14 protein-coding genes are annotated in these 19,210 nt (G+C 62.1%); 5 read left to right on the top strand and 9 right to left on the bottom strand.

Going from position 1 to position 19,210, the window contains the following annotated elements; genetic code table 11:
- Positions 1-208 precede the first annotated feature (208 nt).
- The 5 genes from ACR0BA_RS08945 to ACR0BA_RS08925 all read left to right on the top strand — a co-directional run bounded on the left by ACR0BA_RS08945 (position 209) and on the right by ACR0BA_RS08925 (position 9,689).
- Positions 209-4,033, top strand: a complete 3,825-nt coding sequence (locus ACR0BA_RS08945; RefSeq protein ID WP_480727508.1) for an Ig-like domain-containing protein — start codon at positions 209-211, stop codon at positions 4,031-4,033.
- Between the two features lie 63 nt (positions 4,034-4,096).
- The gene (locus ACR0BA_RS08940; RefSeq protein WP_480727506.1) at positions 4,097-4,921 is read left to right on the top strand and encodes a SapC family protein; all 825 of its coding nucleotides are present in this window, start codon (positions 4,097-4,099) and stop codon (positions 4,919-4,921) included.
- Entirely contained in the window at positions 4,863-6,251 is a 1,389-nt protein-coding gene (locus ACR0BA_RS08935) for a TolC family protein (protein WP_480727505.1), read from the top strand. Before ACR0BA_RS08940 ends, ACR0BA_RS08935 begins: the two co-directional genes overlap by 59 nt.
- Positions 6,248-8,395: a type I secretion system permease/ATPase gene (locus ACR0BA_RS08930; protein ID WP_480727503.1), complete on the top strand. Its 2,148-nt coding sequence runs from the start codon at positions 6,248-6,250 to the stop codon at positions 8,393-8,395. The genes ACR0BA_RS08935 and ACR0BA_RS08930 overlap by 4 nt, the downstream gene beginning before the upstream one ends.
- Positions 8,379-9,689 (top strand): HlyD family type I secretion periplasmic adaptor subunit, encoded by a 1,311-nt coding sequence (locus ACR0BA_RS08925; RefSeq protein ID WP_480727501.1) that lies wholly within the window; start codon positions 8,379-8,381, stop codon positions 9,687-9,689. Before ACR0BA_RS08930 ends, ACR0BA_RS08925 begins: the two co-directional genes overlap by 17 nt.
- Here the strand turns inward: ACR0BA_RS08925 and ACR0BA_RS08920 are convergent, their stop codons facing one another.
- From ACR0BA_RS08920 to ACR0BA_RS08880, 9 genes are all read right to left on the bottom strand, one after another.
- Positions 9,690-11,456, bottom strand: coding sequence for an ABC transporter ATP-binding protein (locus ACR0BA_RS08920; protein ID WP_170445006.1), 1,767 nt, complete (start codon positions 11,454-11,456; stop codon positions 9,690-9,692).
- A 213-nt stretch (positions 11,457-11,669) separates the two neighbouring features.
- Positions 11,670-12,371, bottom strand: coding sequence for a response regulator transcription factor (locus ACR0BA_RS08915; RefSeq protein WP_480727499.1), 702 nt, complete (start codon positions 12,369-12,371; stop codon positions 11,670-11,672).
- A complete protein-coding gene (locus ACR0BA_RS08910; protein ID WP_480727884.1) occupies positions 12,371-14,236 on the bottom strand; it encodes a PAS-domain containing protein in 1,866 nt (621 codons plus the stop codon). The genes ACR0BA_RS08915 and ACR0BA_RS08910 overlap by 1 nt, the downstream gene beginning before the upstream one ends.
- 107 nt (positions 14,237-14,343) lie before the next feature.
- On the bottom strand, positions 14,344-15,102 hold the full coding sequence (locus ACR0BA_RS08905; protein WP_480727498.1) for a methyltransferase domain-containing protein: 759 nt from the start codon (positions 15,100-15,102) through the stop codon (positions 14,344-14,346).
- Positions 15,099-15,716 (bottom strand): pimeloyl-ACP methyl esterase BioG family protein, encoded by a 618-nt coding sequence (locus ACR0BA_RS08900; RefSeq protein ID WP_480727496.1) that lies wholly within the window; start codon positions 15,714-15,716, stop codon positions 15,099-15,101. Before ACR0BA_RS08900 ends, ACR0BA_RS08905 begins: the two co-directional genes overlap by 4 nt.
- Positions 15,713-16,999: an adenosylmethionine--8-amino-7-oxononanoate transaminase gene (gene bioA / locus ACR0BA_RS08895; RefSeq protein WP_480727494.1), complete on the bottom strand. Its 1,287-nt coding sequence runs from the start codon at positions 16,997-16,999 to the stop codon at positions 15,713-15,715. The genes ACR0BA_RS08900 and bioA overlap by 4 nt, the downstream gene beginning before the upstream one ends.
- Positions 16,996-17,616 (bottom strand): dethiobiotin synthase, encoded by a 621-nt coding sequence (bioD, locus tag ACR0BA_RS08890; RefSeq protein ID WP_480727492.1) that lies wholly within the window; start codon positions 17,614-17,616, stop codon positions 16,996-16,998. Before bioD ends, bioA begins: the two co-directional genes overlap by 4 nt.
- On the bottom strand, positions 17,613-18,743 hold the full coding sequence (locus ACR0BA_RS08885; RefSeq protein WP_480727491.1) for an 8-amino-7-oxononanoate synthase: 1,131 nt from the start codon (positions 18,741-18,743) through the stop codon (positions 17,613-17,615). The genes bioD and ACR0BA_RS08885 overlap by 4 nt, the downstream gene beginning before the upstream one ends.
- Positions 18,740-19,210: biotin synthase BioB (locus tag ACR0BA_RS08880; protein ID WP_480727489.1), on the bottom strand; the 471-nt coding region annotated here is incomplete at its 5' end. The genes ACR0BA_RS08880 and ACR0BA_RS08885, both read right to left, overlap by 4 nt.

Below are 19,210 nucleotides of genomic sequence, written 5' to 3'. Positions count from 1 at the left end.
CCATCGCTGGCAGTCCTTTCAAGGGTGACGCGGTGCCAAGGCAAAGACGAGAACGAAATTGTGGTGAAAACGAGGAATTCGGCTCCAGATTAACTCAATTTTTCAAGGTCCGACCGCATGAAAAACTCGGCAGCAGGAAAGAAGAACAGAACTTGGCTTCTTCGGTCTTGTCGCGCGGGTATCCGCGGCCACCAATTGTGAGGACATGATGACGATGAAACCTGTTTCGCACGAAGTCTCCATCCAGAAGGACTCACCAGATGCAGAGCATGAGAAGCATGTCCGCAGATGGGTCAAAGCGCGTCTGCGCCGATGGGCCGGATCGGGAGTCGGCGGTGGTTTGGCCTCTGCCCTTCTGGCCTTGCCGGCGCTGGCCCAAGCCACTGAGGAGGAGTTGAGCACATTTCAGTTTGCCGATGTCCTGCCCGGTGTCCAGTCGGTCAAACTGCTGCCAAACGGCGACGTCCAACTGAAGCTCTTGGACGGTCGCACAGTCCTGGTTTCCGCGGAAAACGTGCACGTTCTGGACAACGGTTCGATCATGATTGCCGAAGACGTGGCCGTTGAAGTCGCGCAGCTTGCAGTGGCCGCTGAAGCCGCCGGAGCAGCGGCAGCTGGTGGTGGCGGCATGGGAGCCGCAGGCGCGGTTCTGGGTGGTTTGGGTCTGGCCGGTGCGGCCGCCGCTGGCGGCGGTGGCGGCGAAGATGTCGCGACGCCCGAGGAATCTCCGCGCCCGCCCAGTCTGAACCTGTCACAGTTGCAGGGAAATTCGCTCAACAGCACCACCGCCAAGGCGTCAGCACCTGATGGCACCGTTTCGGTCGAAGTAACCATCGGGTCGGTCACCAAAACCGTTTCAGCGGGGCCGGACGGCAGTTGGAGCGTTTCGCTGAGCCAAGTCGAGGCGGCAGGGTTGCCTCAGGGGGTCACATCCGTGACGATCCGACACCTGGATGGAGCGGGAGACGAGATCGCTGTCGAAACAGCCTCGTTCAACATCGACACCATCGCTCCGACCATCGCGGTAACAGGATTTTCCCACGGGGCGGTCATGAATGCGGCCGAGAGCGCGTCAGATCTGGAAATCAGTGGTACGACCGATGCGGAAAACGGTCAGATGGTGACTGTGGGGTTGAACGGTCAGATCTATACCGCAACAGTGTCCGGCGGCACTTGGAGCGTCACGGTTCCGGCCGCCGATCTGGCGTCACTGCCCGATGGCGCGACCGTCACTGTGACCGCTGATGTGGTGGATCGGGCAGGCAATCCGGCGGCTCAAGCCACCAACAGCTTTGATACTGACTTTTCCGCCCCAGCCATAACAATAGACCCTGTCGCAGGCGGCCAGATTGATCTTGTAGACGTCGGATCGGACCTGACGATTACCGGCACGACGACCGGCGAAGATGGCCAACCGGTTGTGCTGACCTTCAATGGCCAGACTTACAGCGGCATCGCCTCAGGCGGTGCTTGGAGTGTGACCGTTCCCGCAGCCGACCTCGGCGTTCTGGTCAGTGGCAGCCCCATCAGCATCAGTGCCGCGATCAGCGATGCCGCCGGAAACCCGGCCACGCCTGCTGCGGTTTCGGTACCCGTGGATCTGAGCGGACCGTCCATCTCGATTTCGCCTCTATCCGTCGGTTCGGTGTTGAACGCAGTCGAAGTCGGGGCGGATCTGACGATCAGCGGCACGACCGGAAATGTCACCGATGGCCAGACAGTCACCGTAACTTTGGACGGGCAGACCTACACGGGCCCTGTGTCCGGAGGGACGTGGAGCGTGACCGTGCCGAGCGCGGATTTGATTGCCTTGGCCGACGGCGCAACTTTCACCATCACCGCCGACGTGACGGATGCCGATGGCCTCGTGGCCCCGCAGGCGAGTGCAGGAGTTTCCAAAGACGCAACCGCCCCAACGATCAGCATCGACACGTTTTCGGACGGCTTGGTCATGAACGCGGTCGAACAGGGAACCAACCTCAGCATATCCGGAACGACGACCGCCGAAGACGGCCAGACCGTGACCATAGGAATGAACGGCCAAACCTACAGCGCCACCGTTTCAGGTGGAAACTGGAGTGTCAGCGTTCCCGCAACCGATCTAGCCGGCCTCTCCGACGGAGCCACCGTCACCGTGACCGCCGATGTTTCGGACCTTGCTGGGAACCCGGCCGCACAGGCCACTGGCAGCTTCGACACGGACTTTACGGCCCCCACTCTGTCAATCTCGACGGTATCGGCCGGGGGCACCATGAACCTGGCAGAGCAATCCGGCGGAATGACCGTCTCTGGCATTTCCGACGCGCCTGATGGCACGATCGTCTCGATCCAGGTTCAACGAGCGGACGGGACTGTGGATGTCTCAGGCACCGCTACAGTGACGAGTGGCGCGTGGACCTACACCGCTTCACCCCTCGACCTTAGCGGCCTGCAAGATGCCGAATCCTACACGATTTCCGCGTCAGTCAGCGACGCAGCCGGAAATACACAGACGACTTCGACTGGGTTCAACACCGATTTCAGCGCCCCGACCATCTCACTGAACCCCCTGGGAACTGGATCGGTTCTAGACGTCACCGAGAAGGAAAGCGACCTGACAGTATCGGGGACAACGACAGCCGAAGACGGGCAAACCATTACTGTCGGGCTGAACGGGCAGACCTATACTGCCACCGCTTTGGGTGGGGTCTGGTCGACCACCATTCCTACGGCTGATCTGAACGCTCTTTCTGACGGAGCAACTTATTCTATCACCGCATCGGTTTCGGACATGGCTGGCAACCCCGCTTCTCAGGCGGCAGCCTCGGTGACCACCGACTACCGACCCATCCTGACCTTGAATGAGGTCGGTACCAACGACGCGGTTTCGCTGAGTGACGCGCAATCCAGCGGCCTGACGGTCAGCGGTTCATCCATAGGGCTCGGCGCGGGACAAACCGTTGAGGTGATGCTGAACTCGGTCGCTGTCGGCACAGCCACGGTTGCGGCCAACGGCACGTGGAGCCTGAACGTACCTGCCACGGCGTTTTCGGGTACAACGGCGGGTGACCTTTTGGATTTTTCGGTTTCAGCGACGGTTGCCGGAGGACCGAACCCCCTACCCGCGACAGACCAGGCGACGGCTCACATTCCAGCGGCCTATTTCATTTCCGAGGCAGGCCGGAGCGGGTCGACGATAACCTTGGAAATACATGCCGATGCGGGCCGGGACATATCCAGTGGGTTGGCTTTCACGGCCAACTTGGGTTTTGACCCCGCGGTCGTGACCTTTGACACAGGATCCGAGGTCGAAAACACCGATTTTGATCTGTTTCTGGCAAACCCGAACGGGCCGGCGGAAATCAGTTTTGGCGGAGCTGCGACAAGCTTCAGCGACCTGACCAAGCCTGTCGTGACGTTCACGATGACGGTGCTGGACCCGACGAAGCCGATCGAGTTGACGATCAACACGCCCGACGGTGGCCCGACCCATTGGGTGTTGGGAACAGACGGCGCAGACACATTGGCGGCCACGGGTATCGACGTTGTCATCCGCGGTGGGGACGGCGACGATGTGATCGATCTGTCCGGCGCTGGCCGGGATCTTATCGTTTTCGAAGCGGACCCGACGGCCAACGGCACCGACGTCGTAACGGGTTTCACCCTGGGGCCTGCAGCCGACATGGCCGACGCCATTATGTTCAGCGGGTTAGATGTCTCATCGCTTCGCGGTGATGGAACAGGTGTCGAAACACTGGCGATTGGCGACATGATCGCGACCAACACAGGGTTTGTAGGGCTGGCAACCACACTCACCGATCTGACAACCGGTACTCTGGAAGCCGCCGCCGAAACGCTTACCGGGGCTCACGCCGGAGATGAGATCTATCTACTGGCCAGCGATGGAACTGACAGTGTGCTGGTCAAGGTGGACTATTCCGCCCCAACCTCCGCCACGGTCAGCGCGGTCGCGCAGTTTGACGGCCTGGGTGATCTGAGTGGTCTGAGCAGCGACAACATTCTGCATACCGATCCGACCGGCGCGTCAAGTTGATCCTGACAGGCATGAAAAGGTGGGGCCGCCCCGGCCCTTCCTAACGGACCAGCGGAGACATAAATGGCACAGAACGGCCCAGTACCCGTCACTTTCGACAGGCATTCCGATTGCTCGTGGCACAGATTTACATCCTACGATTTCGCGCGCTGCAGATTTGAGTGCGAGATCGTAAGTGCGGAAGTCTCAGAAGCCGCCGCCTCTTTTCCAATTGCTTTTCGATCCTCGGGGGGCGGGGTATCGCCGCATGCTATTCTGGCGACCGCAGCTTCTTCTGAAACACCATTCATTTCGGGCCAAGGACACTGGCGGGCCACCTATGTTCCTTCCTTGCTGAGATGCCATCCATTTTCGATCGAACTGGTCGGTGGCGAAGCAGGATCGCGCACCAACTCAGGCAAGCTTGTCGTAGATGAAACCACCGGACTCGTGTCCTGTGACCAATCCGGCAGCCCGTTCTTCGCAAAGGACGGCTCGATCTCCTCTGAACTGGAAACCCTGAAGGGCTTCTTCAAGGGCTTTCTGGCCGATCGAAACGCAACCCGACGTGCCTGCGCGCTGATAAAGGAATTGGGCCTATTCGTCGAATTGACCCGTTTTAAGGATGCGGAGTTGCCCGACGGTTGGATGAACGTGGACTTTCGACGCTTCAACCAACTTGGGCCGGCGCAGACAGCGGTTCTGCAATCTAGCGGAGCGATGCAGTTGATTTACGCTCATCAAGTCTCGCTCAACCATCTTCTGTGGATGCACCACTGCCAGACGCATTCTCCCAAGGTGATCAGCACTACCGCAAACGGCAGGGACTCCGACCTTGTGGGGTTCTTGGATGCCATTGCCGCGGAACGAGACTTGTCGGACGCGGAGGCCAAATATGCCTACATCTGATCGACTCATCTTCCCTCTGCTGATCGGTTTGGTGGCCGTGCTCACTGCGGCTTGTGAGCCGGTTCCGGATCTTGCCCCTATTGAGATGGCTTTTTCAGAAGGATCAACGGGCGCTGGCGCGACAAAGCCGTCGGGCCATCTGACTCGCAGTTCATTCGGCCAGAGAATACGGCGCGCGGTAGAAACCAGCCCTAACCTGGCACAGAGTGAGACCGGCGTTGACGCCGCCTTTGCCGATATGGACGCGGCAGAAGGAGCCTTTCTTCCGCAGGTGTCACTTGGCGTGAATGCCCGATCGGAACGGGTGGATTCGGATATTGCGGATGTATCGCCATATCTGCGGGTTTCACAGCTTGTATACGACGGGGGAGCTGCCGCCGGAGACTTGGCAGCGGCGCGGGCCCGGGTCCTCGAAAGCCGCGGCGATCAGCTTCAAACCGCAGCCGCGACGGCCCTTGCCGCAATTGAAACCTATGTGTTGGTCATCGACCGGCGGAAAATCGTTGAAATCGCTTGGGAAAACGTCCGCCGCCATGAGGAGATCGAGAAACAGATCTCCGACCGCGCCGCGCAAGGGGCCGGTTCCGCGGCCGACGTTTTGACGGCGCGCTCTCGGGTCGCGGATGCCAGGACCAAGTTGGCGGATGCCCGGGCTCAGGCTGATCGTGCCAATGCGCGATTCCAAGAGGTGTTCGGGACCCCACCAGGCAAACTGGATCCCCCTATCCCAGCGCCCAACCTGTCGAAAAGCGACGCCGTCATCGTGATGGACAGCCCGCAGGTTCGACGCGCAGACGCTGCGGTTCTGGCGGCACAGGCAGACCGCTCTGCCGCAATTGCGAGGCGTCAGCCGGACGTGCGGGTTTCGGCATTTGCCAACCAGGACGACAGCAGGGACGCGAATTTCGGCGTAGACCTGTCGGTCAACTATGAGCTGGACAGCACCGGTCAACGGCGGGCTGCAATTGCCGCCGCCGAAGCGCGGGTCAAACAAGCGGAATATGCCCGTGAGGTTCTTGTTCGGGAAATCCAGCGCGAGCTAGGTTTCATTCGATCCGACCAAAAAGCCGGCGCCCAGCGTCTGCGCGAGGCCCGCATCGCAGTTGCCGCAAATGCCGACAGCGTTGACGCCACTCAAGAGCAATTCCAGATAGGGCGCAGCGGCTTGATCGAAATACTGGACGCGCAGCGCGATTATGTGAACGCCCAAGAGCGCCTGATCCTGGCGGAGCAGAATTTCTTCCTAACTAACTACGCCGCGCTCAGCCTTACGGGCGACATCATTGATCTGCTCGGCATCCAGCTCAGAACATGGGGCAACAGACCATGACCCAAAGCAGCCAGCCTCCTACATCCCTGCCCCTCACCAACTTTGAGGCATGTCTGCTGCATGTGGCGGCAGAGCTTGGCCGGCCATTGACCAAAGCCAGCCTTTTGGCGGCCCAGTCCTCGGTCTCTGGTGGGTTGAAGGTGCAAGACGCGATCGCACTGGCCCATGACCATGGGTTGCAGGCGGGCTTCGGGCCGCGCCGGCTGTCGGAGTTTGATTCCAGCCTCGCACCGGCGATACTGTTGCTCGAGGACCAGCGGGCCGTGGTTTACCATGGCCGTTCGAAGTCTGGCCGTCTGTTGATCCACGACCCAGAGCTTGGAGACAGCATAGGTGAGATGGATGAATGCCAGCTCGATGTCGTCTATTCTGGCTATGCGATGTTGTTTCGTCGAGCATACTCCGAGGAAATCAAAAACAACCCAAGCCAACCAAGCCGTCACTGGTTCCGATCAGCGCTTGTGGCCAATCGGTGGTCGTACTTGCAGGTTGCTCTGGCCGCGGCTCTGACGAATATTCTGGGGCTTTCAACCTCGGTTTTCATCATGACCGTCTATGACCGGGTTCTGCCAAATGAAGCCGTGGAATCTCTGGTCGCCTTGACCATTGGTGTCGGCATCGCGCTGATTTTTGATTTTGTGCTGAAGATCCTGCGCGCCAGTTTCATCGACCGGGCGGGACAGAATGCGGACACGTTGATGGGCCGACGTGTTTTCGATCAACTTCTGAATATCCAGATGAAGTCCCGAACCGGCTCAACCGGCGCCATGGCGAACACGGTGCGTGAGTTCGAAACACTCCGCGAGTTCTTCACATCGGCTACGCTGGTCATGGTGGTTGATTTGCCGTTCATCGGTCTGTTTTTGGTTACGATCTACATGGTCGGCGGACCGCTGGTCCTGATCCCAGCTCTCGCCGTACCAGTCGTGCTGGTCGCCGGGCTCGCCATTCAGCCGCTCTTGTCCCGCTTGGCGGAACGCAGTTTTTTTGATGGCCAATCAAAGCAATCCGTGCTGATCGAAACTCTGGCCGGTCTGGAAACGATCAAGACGACCACTGCGGCCGGTACAATGCGGCGACGCTGGGAAGAGGCGATCGAACGACAATCCGGCAACAGTGTTCGGTCGCGTGCCATCACTCAATTCGCCTTGAACCTGACCGGTTTCACGCAGCAGGCGGCCCAGGTCCTGATCGTATTTTATGGTGTTTTTCTGATAGCGGACGGCCTGACCAGCATGGGCGCTTTGGTCGCCTCAGTGATGCTGACCGGACGGGCTTTGGCACCTCTTGGTCAGCTGTCTCAAACACTGACTCGGTTCAACCAGGCGCGCAGTGCATACCGGAACCTAGACGCAATGATGCAAGCCGACAGTGAGAGGCCGTCGGGGCGCACCTGGATCAGCCGCTCCAACTTCAAAGGGCGCATCACGTTCAACAACGTGTATTTCGCCTACCCAGACCAGGATGAGGACACACTGAAAGGCGTGTCCTTCGACATCAAACCAGGGGAAAAAGTTGCGATTCTCGGGCGGATCGGATCAGGAAAAAGCACCATCGCAAGACTGCTTCTGGGATTGTACCAGCCCCGTGTCGGTTCGGTTCTTTTGGATGGGATTGACATCCGCCAGATTGATCCGGGGGACCTTCGGCGCAACATAGGGTCGGTCCTGCAGGATATTTGGTTGTTTTCGGGCTCGGTCCGCGAAAACATTATGGCCGGCGCGGTCCGCCCGCGCGACGAAGATCTAATCCGGGCCGGGCGCATTTCCGGCGTCGAAGACTTTGTATCGCGGCATCCCATCGGGTACGATCTTATGCTGGCCGAACGTGGCGAGGGGCTCTCGGGCGGGCAACGTCAGACGATCGCCCTAGCCCGGGCATTGATCGGGCAGCCGCCTGTCCTGTTGCTGGACGAACCCACCAGCGCGATGGATCTCAAGAACGAGGCAAACATCATTCAGCGGCTGAAAGCAGCGGCTACGGATACGACTATGGTCATCGTTACCCATCGGGCCAGTCTGCTGGAACTGGTCGACCGGGTCATCGTGATCGAAAACGGCAAAGTGGGCGTTGACGCCGTCAAGTCTGTTCTCACCAAACGAGCCAAAGACGCGCGGAGGCACATGAATGTCGCGGCATCCTGACCTTGCAAGATTGGCCCGCGAGATGAACGGCGGCTCGGGGTTTCGCGGTTCGGTATTGCTGCTGGCAGTGTTGGGCTGCATGCTGACGGCCGGCGTCTGGGCTTTCGTCACCGAACTGGACGATGTGGTTCGCGCGGACGGTCGCGTTGTGCCTTCTGGCGACGTTCAGGTGATCGAAGCGACCGAACCCGGGGTTCTTCAAGCTGTTCATGTTCAAGAGGGTCAGATCGTCGACAAGAACGCTCGGCTGCTGGAATTGGACGCAACGCAAATCGGCAGCGAGCTGGATACCGAGCGGCAACGGGCATTGGGACTACGGGCGCGTATTAAGCGATTGCAGGCCGAAATTGACGGATCCGATTTGCGGTTCGAGCCCGAGCTTGTGCAACAAGCACCGGACGTCGTTCGCTCGGAAACGTCTCTGTATCTCGGGCGAAAAACGGAGTTGGCCGACGAGATCGCCATTCTGGAACGCCAACGTGAGCAGAGGCAGCGCGAATTGGAAGAGGGGTTGGTGGACCGGGTCACTGCCGAAGAAACACTCAAGGTCTTGTCCGAAGAGCGCGCCTTGATGGAGCCTCTGGTCCGCCGCAAGATGGAACCTGCGACAACTCTGCTGGCCCTGCGACGCAACGAGGCGGAATGGAAGGGCCGCAAGGTAAGAGCCGAGGCCGCGGCAAACCGTCTGGAAACCGGGCTGAGTGAAATCGATGACCGCATCACGGCCGCCAAAAGCCGGTTTCGCAGCGCCGCACTGACCGATCTTGCCATTGCCACTGCGCAGCTTGCGGCGCTTGAGCCCGCCCTGCCCGCGTTGGAGAACCGCGCGGCGCGCGCGCAGGTTCGTGCGCCAGTCCGGGGCATCGTAAACCGAATCCACCGCACGACCTTGGGCGGTTTGGCCCGCAGCGGCGAGGATCTTGTCGAAATCGTTCCGCTGGACGACAACCTGCTGGTCGAAGCCTATGTCCGCCCTGACGACATCGCATTCCTGCGCGCAGGTCAGCAGGTCAAGGTCAAGATCACTGCCTACGATTTTGCCAGATACGGCGCGCTGGATGGCGAAATTGTTCGCATCGGTGCGGATACGATTACACGGTCAGAGCGGCAGGACGAGGAAGTCTTCGTGGTCGAAATCCGAACCAGCGGAACCTTGTTGGACGCCGATGGCTTGGCGGTAGAAATCATACCGGGGATGATTGCACAAGTTGACATTCTGGCCGGCAGGAAGACCGTTCTCGACTACCTCATCCAGCCTGTTCTCAAGGTAAAGAACCAGGCTTTGCGGGATTGATTATGCAGCCGGTGTCTTGAATTGCTGATCGAACAGGCGGCGGAAGCTGCCATTCTGTTCCATCAACTCATCCAACTTGCCCTGTTCGATCACCTGACCATCCTGGACAACCATGATCTTGTCTGCCTCAAGCACGGTCGACAGACGGTGAGCGATGACGATCGTGGTCACGTTCTCCGTCAGCTTATCCAACGCCTGCTTCACCAGAGCCTCGGACTCGGCATCCAGCGCGCTGGTGGCTTCGTCGAGCAGCAGAATTTCAGCCTTCCGAAGAATGGCTCGGGCAATTGCCAGACGCTGTTTCTGCCCTCCCGACAGAAACGCACCGTTCTCTCCGACTTCGGTGTCGTATCCCTTGGGCAGCGACATGATGAAGTCATGCGCATGCGCGGCTTTGGCCGCATCGCGAATCTCGTCCTCGGTCGCATCGGGACGGGCGTATCGGAGGTTTTCCATGACCGTCGCGGAGAACAAAAACGTATCCTGGCCAACATAAGAAATTTTGCGCCGCAACGAGGCAAAGCTGACATCCTGCAAATTCTGTCCGTCGATCTCGACATAGCCTTGGTCAGGATCGTAGAACCGCATGATGAGGCCGAAGATGGTAGACTTGCCTCCACCCGACTGCCCCACCAGAGCGGTTGTCTTTCCAGCCTCGAAGGTCAGGTTCATTCCATTGATCACCGGCATGCCGCCGCTGTAGCCAAAGGTGACGTTCCGCAAGCGTACCTCGCCCGGACCGGACCGCAGCTCTTGGGGTTGCGGGCTTTCGCGCATTGGGTCTTCCTGATCCAGCAGTTCGAACATCATCTCGATCGGAACCAACGTGGATTCGATGGTCACCCGCATCCGGGACAGCCGCTTGGCCGGTTCATAGGCCATCAGAAGCGCCGTGATGAAGGACATCAGCTGACCCGCGGTCGGCGGTTCAGTTCCGGCAATTCCCATTGTGCTGACGACCAACACGCCGGCAACGGCTACACCGGCCAGAAATTCCATCATTGGGCTGGCGATGGACTGCAGCTTGGCAATTTCGTTCGAGCGTTTTTCAACGCTTCTTATGGCCGAGTTCATCCGCTCGGTCATTCGATCTTCGAGTGCGAAGACCTTGATGATTTTGATCCCGGCCGATGTTTCCTGCAGAACCCGGATGATTTCGGCCAGTGATTTGAGCTCGGATTGCATGATCGAGCGGACGCTTTTCAAAAGATAGCGCACGCTCAGCAGCGCGACCGGCCCAACAATGAAAAACAGCCCCGAAAGCACAGGCTGCTGATAAACCATCACAAAGATGAGACCCACGAGCGTCAGCGCATCCCGAACGAACGTGGTCACGATCACATCGACCAGCGTCCGCGCGGCCGACGCGCCCCGGGTCACACGCATCAGAAGGTCCGAAGACTCACTTTTGGAAAAGAAATCCACCCCACGCCGAAGCAGTTTTTTGTACAGCTTCTCCTGCTGCTCGGCGATGATGCGGTTGCCAGCGCGAGCCAGAAACACGGACTGGACGTAAGATGCCAGCGCCTTGACCAGGAACAGCACGATTACTGCCGACGCGATGATATGAACCTGAGACCGCATGTCAGGCGACGTCATGGCATCGACGATGTTTTCCATCATCCAAGCCGTCCCTGCGGTGGTCGCGGCGACGATCATCATGGCAAACATGGCAACCGCATATTTCTTGCCTTGTGCCCGCAGGCTGTCGCCCACCAGCCGACCGATATGGCCGGATCGCCACTTGGCCCAGGTTTTCCTGATCATAAGGGTCTCCAAATCAAGCTGACGCTTTCTTGCGCGTCAGCGCAGAGTTTGCAAGCTGCCATAGTTACGCGCTTCAATACCGCACCGCAAAGTGTAGCCGGCAGAAGTTAAGGTCACATCAGCCGGATTTCCAGAGGCAGCCCAAGAAACCAGACCGCGTCACCAGTGGTCTGGTTCGGCGTCGTGCAAGTCGAATTCAACCGGCGGAATTGGTCAATCCCATGCGACATCCCCCAGAAAAATATACCCCGCGCCGTATATCGTCTTGATAAGGCGCGGGTTTTTCGGGTCTTCACCAAGCTTCGTGCGCAGGCGCGAAATACGCACGTCCATCGCCCTGTCAAAGCTTTCAACGGCTGCGCCACCCAGTGTTTCCTGCATCTGCGCGCGGCTGATCAGGCGTTTGGGGCTTTCCAGGAACAACCGCAACACTTCGCCTTCGGCATGGCTGAACGGTGTTTCAGCGCCGGTATCGGACAGCAACACATAGCGATCGAAATAGGCAGTCCAGCCGTTGAACCGAGCCACATCCGAATGGTGTTGCTGTGCCTTGGGCGCACGCAGACGGGCGCGGATGCGGGCCACCACCTCAGCCGGGTCAAAGGGTTTGGTGATGTAGTCATCTGCCCCCAACTCCAGCCCCGTCACCCGGTCCTGTACCTGTGCCCGCCCCGAGATGATGATGACCGCCGCCCCCTGTTCCAGCGCCAGCCGATGCACCAGCGCCAACCCGTCTGTATCCGGCAGCGACAAGTCCACCAGGCAGACATCCGGCGTAACCCGTTTCAGTGACGCTTCGAATTCGCGGGCGCGGGCAAAGCTCTGCGTTCTAAACCCGGCATCCTCCAGCGCTTCGGTCAGAATCCGGCGGATCTCGGGTTCGTCGTCCAGAATGGTCACCAGGGGTTGGGTCATCAGGCGGCCTCGGTTCGGATCAGCGCGGACAATTGCGCGCGGGTGAAGGGTTTGCGCAGGACCGGCGCCTTGGCAAGAGCCTGACGGTGCAGCGGGTCATCATAGGGTAGCGAGGTCATCAGGATCACCGGAATTGGCAGAGCAAGCCGTTCGACCAGATCAATGCCGGTGGCAGCGCCCTCCAGCCGGATGTCCGACAGGATCACCGAGATATCGTCCAGGCTGGTGGCCAGGACCAGCGCCTCATCCGCCGAGGTCGCCTCGATCACCGACAGGCCCAGATCAACCAGCATGTCGCGGAACTGATGGCGCAGGTCGTCGCTGTCCTCGACCAGCAGCGCCAGGCCCGACTGAACGGGCGGCGCGGGCCGGTACGGCAACCGCAGCATCACGGATGCGCCCGAGGGCGTATTGCGCAGTTGCAGGTCTCCGCCTGCCAGCTTGACCGTGTCATAGACCATGGGCAGGCCCAGCCCCGACCCCTTGCTGCCCTTGGTGGTAAAAAACGGGTTCAGCGCCTTGTCCAGCGCATCCGGCGAAAACCCCGGACCGGTATCGGATACGGTGACTTCCACCCAGATCCGGCCGATCGCATGGGCACTGATGGTGATCTGACCGCTGCTGCCGCAGGCGTCGCGGGCGTTCAGCACAAGATTCAACAACGCGTCCTGAACCATGCCCGGGTCCAGCATCAGCGCCTCGTCCGGCAGGGTGTTGACCACCGACAGCCCCACCCCACGCGGCAAGGAAGGCGAGGCCAGCACCCGCAGATCCTCGAGCAGGCCGCGCATGTCGGTGGCCTGTGGTTGCGGGGTGCGGTTGCCGGTCATGTCGGCGATGCGGTTCAAAAGTTGCCCGCCGCGCCGCGCGGTCTGCTGGGTTGCCGCGACAAGCTCGGCGGCGTCTTCGGGCAGGTCCATCTTTTCCAGTTTGGCCTGCATCCCCAGGATGATGGTCAGCAGGTTCGAGAAATCATGCGCCAGCCCGCTGGTCATTTGCGCGGCCATCGCCCGGCGTCGGGTCTGTTGCAGGGCCACGCGGGCCTGCGTTTCCTCGGTGATGTCCACCGACATGATATAGACGCCGCCCGTGCCATCGGGCGTGAACGAAACACGGATACGGCGCGAATCTTGATCCTCGGTGAATTCGAACACCGAGGCCTGCCCGCCATAGGCCTGTTGCAGATGCGGCCGGACCCGCTCATAGGCATGCGCGCCGAGGGCTTGCGAGATGTGCAGCCCCAGGATGTCCGACGGCCGCCCCGGCAGGACCGAACTGAGCCGCCGGTTGGAATAGTCGTACCGCCCCTCAGCATCCAGATGCGCGATATGGGCCGGCATCATCTCGGTGGTCATGCGGGTGCGCGCTTCGATCTCGGTCAGCTGGCGCTTGGCCTCTTCCAGCGCGCTGATCGTGGCCGCCAGTTGCCGGTTGGTCGCCGAAAGCTCTTCGGCATGGCTCAGCAACTGATCCGACAGCTCCTCAGACCGGCTGCGCAGCAGCTCTTCGACCCGCTTGGTGCTGGTGATGTCGGTATAGACGGCAACCCAGCCACCGGTGGGCAGCGGCGCGCCCTCAATCGAGATCACCTGTCCGTTGGGGCGCACGCGCTCCATGTAGTGCGGCTCGAACGCCAAGGCCTGTTCGACCCGGACGCTGACCAGATCCTCGACCGATTGATCGTGGCCATATTCGCCCCGGCTGGCCAGAAAATGGATCGTGTCGCTGAACAGCGCGCCGGGCTGCACCAGGGCTTCGGGCAGGTCGAACATTTCCTGAAAGCGCTTGTTGCTGACCACAAGGCGCAGCTTGTCGTCATAGATCGACAGGGCCTGACCGATCAGGTTCAGCCCTGCGGTGGTCATCTCTTTGATGCGCTGTTCGGAAATGTCCAAGCCGATCCTCCCCTGGGCACAGGCCTATCACCAGTTTTCGGGCAGGTGTAGGGGGGCCGGATGCGACCGGTTGGCCCCTAACCGGGTTTGCGGGCGATAATCCAGACGGGGTGATAGGTCAGGCGCACGCCTTCGGGGCCGGAAAACGCGGCGCGATAGCGTGTGCTGAAATCGGTCAGGTCGGCGCGGGTCCAGACCTGCGCCGCACGGCCGTTCACCCCGGTCTCACGCAGGTGGCGCAGCACGTCCAACGGCGTGTCGAACCACAGCGGTTGCCGATCCTGCCACAGGTCAAGGATTTCAACCTCGGGGCCGATGCCTGCGGCCAGATCATCAGGGGCGCACAAGCCGGGCGCGCGGGCGGCCGACCCCAGCGCGGAAAGCTCGGCGTACTGGTCCGGGCCGAATCCCGAAATGGCCACCCAGCCGTCGGGTGCGACCTCGTGCATCGCGCGGCGAACCACCGCCGCCGGATCGTCCAGCCATTGGACCGTCGAGGCCGAGGCGATCAGGTCGGGCCGCGCAGGCCATGTCACATTTCGGATATCGCCTTGCAGGAAATCCGCGCCCCATCGCCGCGCGGTGTCCCGGGCCTCGGCCATCAGGTCGTTGAGCGTGGACCGGGTGAACGAAAACTGCTGGTGCAGCGCCTCGGTCAGATGGCCGGTGCCGCAGCCGATTTCGAACAGGGTGCCAAACTGGCGGGGTGCCCCGAGATCGACCAGCCGCTGCGCCAACGCGCGGGCGATCCGGGCCTGCGGGCCAGCGGCGCAGTGATAGCTGCCGAAGCTGCGGCTGAAACTGCGCCGGATGCGGTCCGTGGGCATGGCGTTCATGCGAACCACTCCGCCCAGGTCTGCCCCACCGCAAAAGGCTGGTGCGGGCCGGGGATGCGGCGCACGGTGTCCGATTGGCCCCAGGCCATTTCCTGCGCAGCCGTCGGAACGATGCGGTCCGAAGCGGAGATCCAGACCCGGTCGAACCCGGGATCGGGCGCAGGTCCGCGCGCCGCGATGGCCTGAAGTTCTTCGGCCGCGGCGGCAAAATCGATCCCGGGCGCGGGGCCTTCCAGTCCGGCCCGGCGGCAGAACCGGGCAAAGCTGGCCGCGCTCAGGCCATCGGCCGTGGCCGCCACCGTCTCGGGCGCGATGCCCCGGTCTGCATCTGCAGGAAACAGCGTGCCGTTGACCGCAACCTTGCGGACACAGGTCAGCCCGTGACCCGCCAGCCAATGCGCGGCCGAAGCGACCCCGAAGGAATAGGCCAGAAGGCGGACCGTGTCGTAGTCGCCGGTTTCGGGCAGGGCGTCGTCGAGGTTGCGATAGTCGTCCACCACCAGTACATCCGCCGCACTGGTCAGGCCCGCAAACGGCGCAAGCCCCAGCGCCCAACCGCCGAACACCAGCGTCAACTGCGCTCCTCCGTCACGGGTCAGCCAGTGCCGCCTCATGCGTCGCCTCGCGCCAGTTCGACCATGGCCGCCGTTACCCGGCTTAGCTCGTCGCCCGAGATCACATAGGGCGGCATACAGTAGATGTTGCGCGCGAAGGGACGCAGCCAGACACCGGTTTCCGGCGCCCGCCGATGCGCGATGCGCGGATCGACCGTGTGCTCCATCTCGATCACGCCGATGGCGCCCAGCACCCGCACATCGGCGACGCCGGGCAGGCCGCGCGCCGGCTCCAGTTCGGCCTTCATCTGCGCCTCGATGGCCCGCACGCGGGCCTGCCAGCCGCCGTCTTCCAGCAGCCCCAGGCTGGCGATGCCAGCGGCGCAGGCCAGCGGATTGGCCATGTAGGTGGGGCCATGCATGAATACGCCTGCCTCGCTGTTGCCGATGCCATGGGCGACCTGTTCGGAGGTTACCGTTGCGGCGAACGAGATATGCCCCCCCGTCAACGCCTTGCCCAGGCAGATGATGTCCGGCGTCGCCCCCGCATGGGTGGTGGCAAACATCTCTCCGGTGCGGCCGAATCCGGTGGCGATTTCATCAAAGATCACCAGAACGTCATGGGCCTTACACAGAGCTTTGGCCCGGCGCAGCCATTCGGGGTGATAGAAATACATGCCGCCCGCGCCCTGCACGACCGGTTCAAGCACCAGCGCAGCCAGCCGGTGCGCCTTGTCGCGCAGCAACTGTTCCAGAGCGTCGAGCCCGTTCTGCGCCGGGTTTTCGGGCCAGTCGTCGCCCAGGCGAACGGCCGGGCGCGGCAGAAAGTGCTGGATCGACAACGCGCCGCGGAACAGCCCGTGCATGCCGTTGACGGGGTCGCAGACGCTCATCGCCTTCCAGGTGTCGCCGTGATAACCGCCGCGGATGGTGGCGAACTCGACCTTGTCGGTGCGGCCATGGGCCATCTGGAACTGCACCGCCATCTTCATCGCCACCTCGATCGAGACCGAGCCGCTGTCGCAATAAAAGATCCGGTCCAGCCCCTCGGGCAGCAGGGCCACCATCTTGCGGCCCAGATCAATGGCGGGCCGGTGGGTCAGGCCTCCGAACATGACATGGGGCATCCGGTCCAGCTGTTGCTGCATGGCGGCGGTGATCGCCGGGTGGCGGTGGCCATGGATGGCGCACCACCACGAGGACATGGCGTCGATCATCTTCACTCCGTCCTCGCGGTACAGATACACGCCCTCGGCCCGGTCGATCAGGTGCATGGGGCCCGGGTCGGCCACGTTCGTGTAGGGGTGCCACAGGTGGCGGGCGTCAAATTCCAGCGGGGTCACAGGGCACCTCGGATCGTGTCCATGTCGATCGCCTCGAAGGCGTGGCGCAGGGTGTCCGTTGTCAGGTTCTCGATCCGTCCGAGGCGTCCCAGGTGGGGTACCTGCGACATCTGGATGATGGTCTGTTCGACCTCGGGCTCGGGGTCCCCGATAAAGGCCACGCCGACCACCGTGCAGCCGGCGTCACGCAGCGCCATCAGAGACAGGGTCGTGTGGTTGATCGTGCCCAGGGCCGTCCGGGCCACCAGGATCACCGGCGCCTGCCAGCGGGCCAACAGGTCAAGGTAATAGGCCTGCCGGGTCAGAGGCACCATGACGCCCCCTGCCCCTTCGACCACCAGCGGGCCATCGGTCTGCGGCAGGGTCAGTCGGTCAAGGTCGATCTCGACCCCCTCGGCCTCGGCCGACAGGTGCGGCGAAGCGGGCAGGTTTAGCAGATAGGCCTCGGGCAGGACCGGTTGGCCGGACAGGCGCGCCACGATCTGGCTGTCGGTTTCGTCCTCAAGCCCCGATTGCACGGGCTTCCAGTACTGCGCGCCAAGGGCCGCGGTCAGCCCGGCGGAAAACACGGTCTTGCCGACGCCGGTGTCGGTTCCGGTCACGATCACTGTGGTCATGCGGTTCCTGCCTGTTGTTCGGCGATGGCCTCAAACACCGCCGTGATGTCCTGCGCGCCCACGTTGCCGGTGACCGAAACCCGCAACCGCGAGCTGCCGCGCGGCACGGTGGGCGGGCGGATGCCGCGCACGTCAAACCCCAGCTGCTGGAGTTTCGCCGCGCGATCCATCGTGGCCGCGTCCTCGCCCACGATGACGGGCATAATCTGGCTGTGAAATCCGGTCAGACCGCACAGGCGCGCGGCCTCGGCGTGGGCATGAGCCATCCGGTCGCGGGCGGCCAAAGTCAGGCCTGGGTTCTGTCCGACGGCCCGCAGCGCGCCCCGCACGATTGCGGCGTCCAACGGCGACGGGGCCGTCGCAAAGATGAACGGCCGCGCCCGGTTGATCAGGGTGTCGATCATTTCACGCGGTCCGCAGATCAGCCCGCCGCTGGCGCCCAGCCCCTTGCCGCAGGTGTGCAGGGTCAGCACCTCGGCGTCCAACCCATGGGCCAGCCCCTGCCCGTTCGGGCCGAAGACGCCCGTGGCGTGGGCCTCGTCCACCACCAGCACCGCCTGCTCGGTCCGGGCCAGTTCGGCAAGGGCGGTCAACGGGGCCAGATCGCCCTCCATCGAATAGACGCTTTCGACCGCGATCCAGACCTGGCCCGTGCCGCCTTGCGCGCGCCAGTCGGCCAGCACCGCGCGCGCCGTCGAAATGTCGTTATGCGCAAAACCACGGGTCTCGGCCCGACCCAGGCGCATCCCTTCATGCGCGCTGGCATGGACCAACTCGTCATGCAGGATCAGATCCCCGGCCGCGGGAAGAGCCGAGAAAATGGCTTGATTGGCCTGAAACCCGCCGCCCATGTACAGCGCCGCCTCGGCGCCGAAAAAGGCGGCGGCCTCGGCTTCCAGCGCCTCGTGCTCGGGGTGGTTGCCGCGCAGCAAGCGCGACCCGCCCGAGCCCAGCGGAACGCCCCGGTCCAGCGCGTCCTGCGCCGCACGTTTCAGAACGTCGGACCCGGCCAGACCCAGATAGTCGTTGGACGCGAAATCCAGCCCCGTGCGGGGCGCAAGCCTGCGCAGCCGATGGCGCGTTTCCAGCACCTTCAGCGCATTGCCCAGCCTTGCGGTCGCTGTCATTCGGCCGCGTCCACGCGGGCCTCGGACTCCGCCTCCATCGGCTGGATGCCCAGCTTGGAGAACAGGATCGCGTCCTTGCTTTCCTCGGGGTTCTCGGCGGTCAGCAGCGTGTCGCCAGCAAAGATCGAGTTGGCACCGGCAAAGAAGCACATGGCCTGCATCTCGTCGCTCATGTCGCTGCGGCCAGCGGACAGGCGGACATGGGATTTCGGCATCATGATCCGAGCCAGCGCGATGATGCGCACGAAATCGATCGGGTCGATCGGCTTGGCGTCAGCCAGCGGGGTGTCGGCCTGCGGCATCAGCATGTTGATCGGAACCGAGTCCGGCGCCTCGGGCAGGTTGGCCAGCGTCACCAGCATGTCGATCCGGTCCTCACCGTTTTCGCCCATGCCCAAAATCCCGCCCGAGCAGACCTTCATCCCCGCCTCGCGCACGCGGTTCAGCGTGTCGATCCGGTCGGCGAA

It is taken from the genome of Ruegeria sp. CI5, from assembly GCF_056536885.1.
The sequence above is the reverse complement of the archived record's forward strand: the minus strand, read 5'-3'. Positions and strand labels throughout refer to the sequence as shown.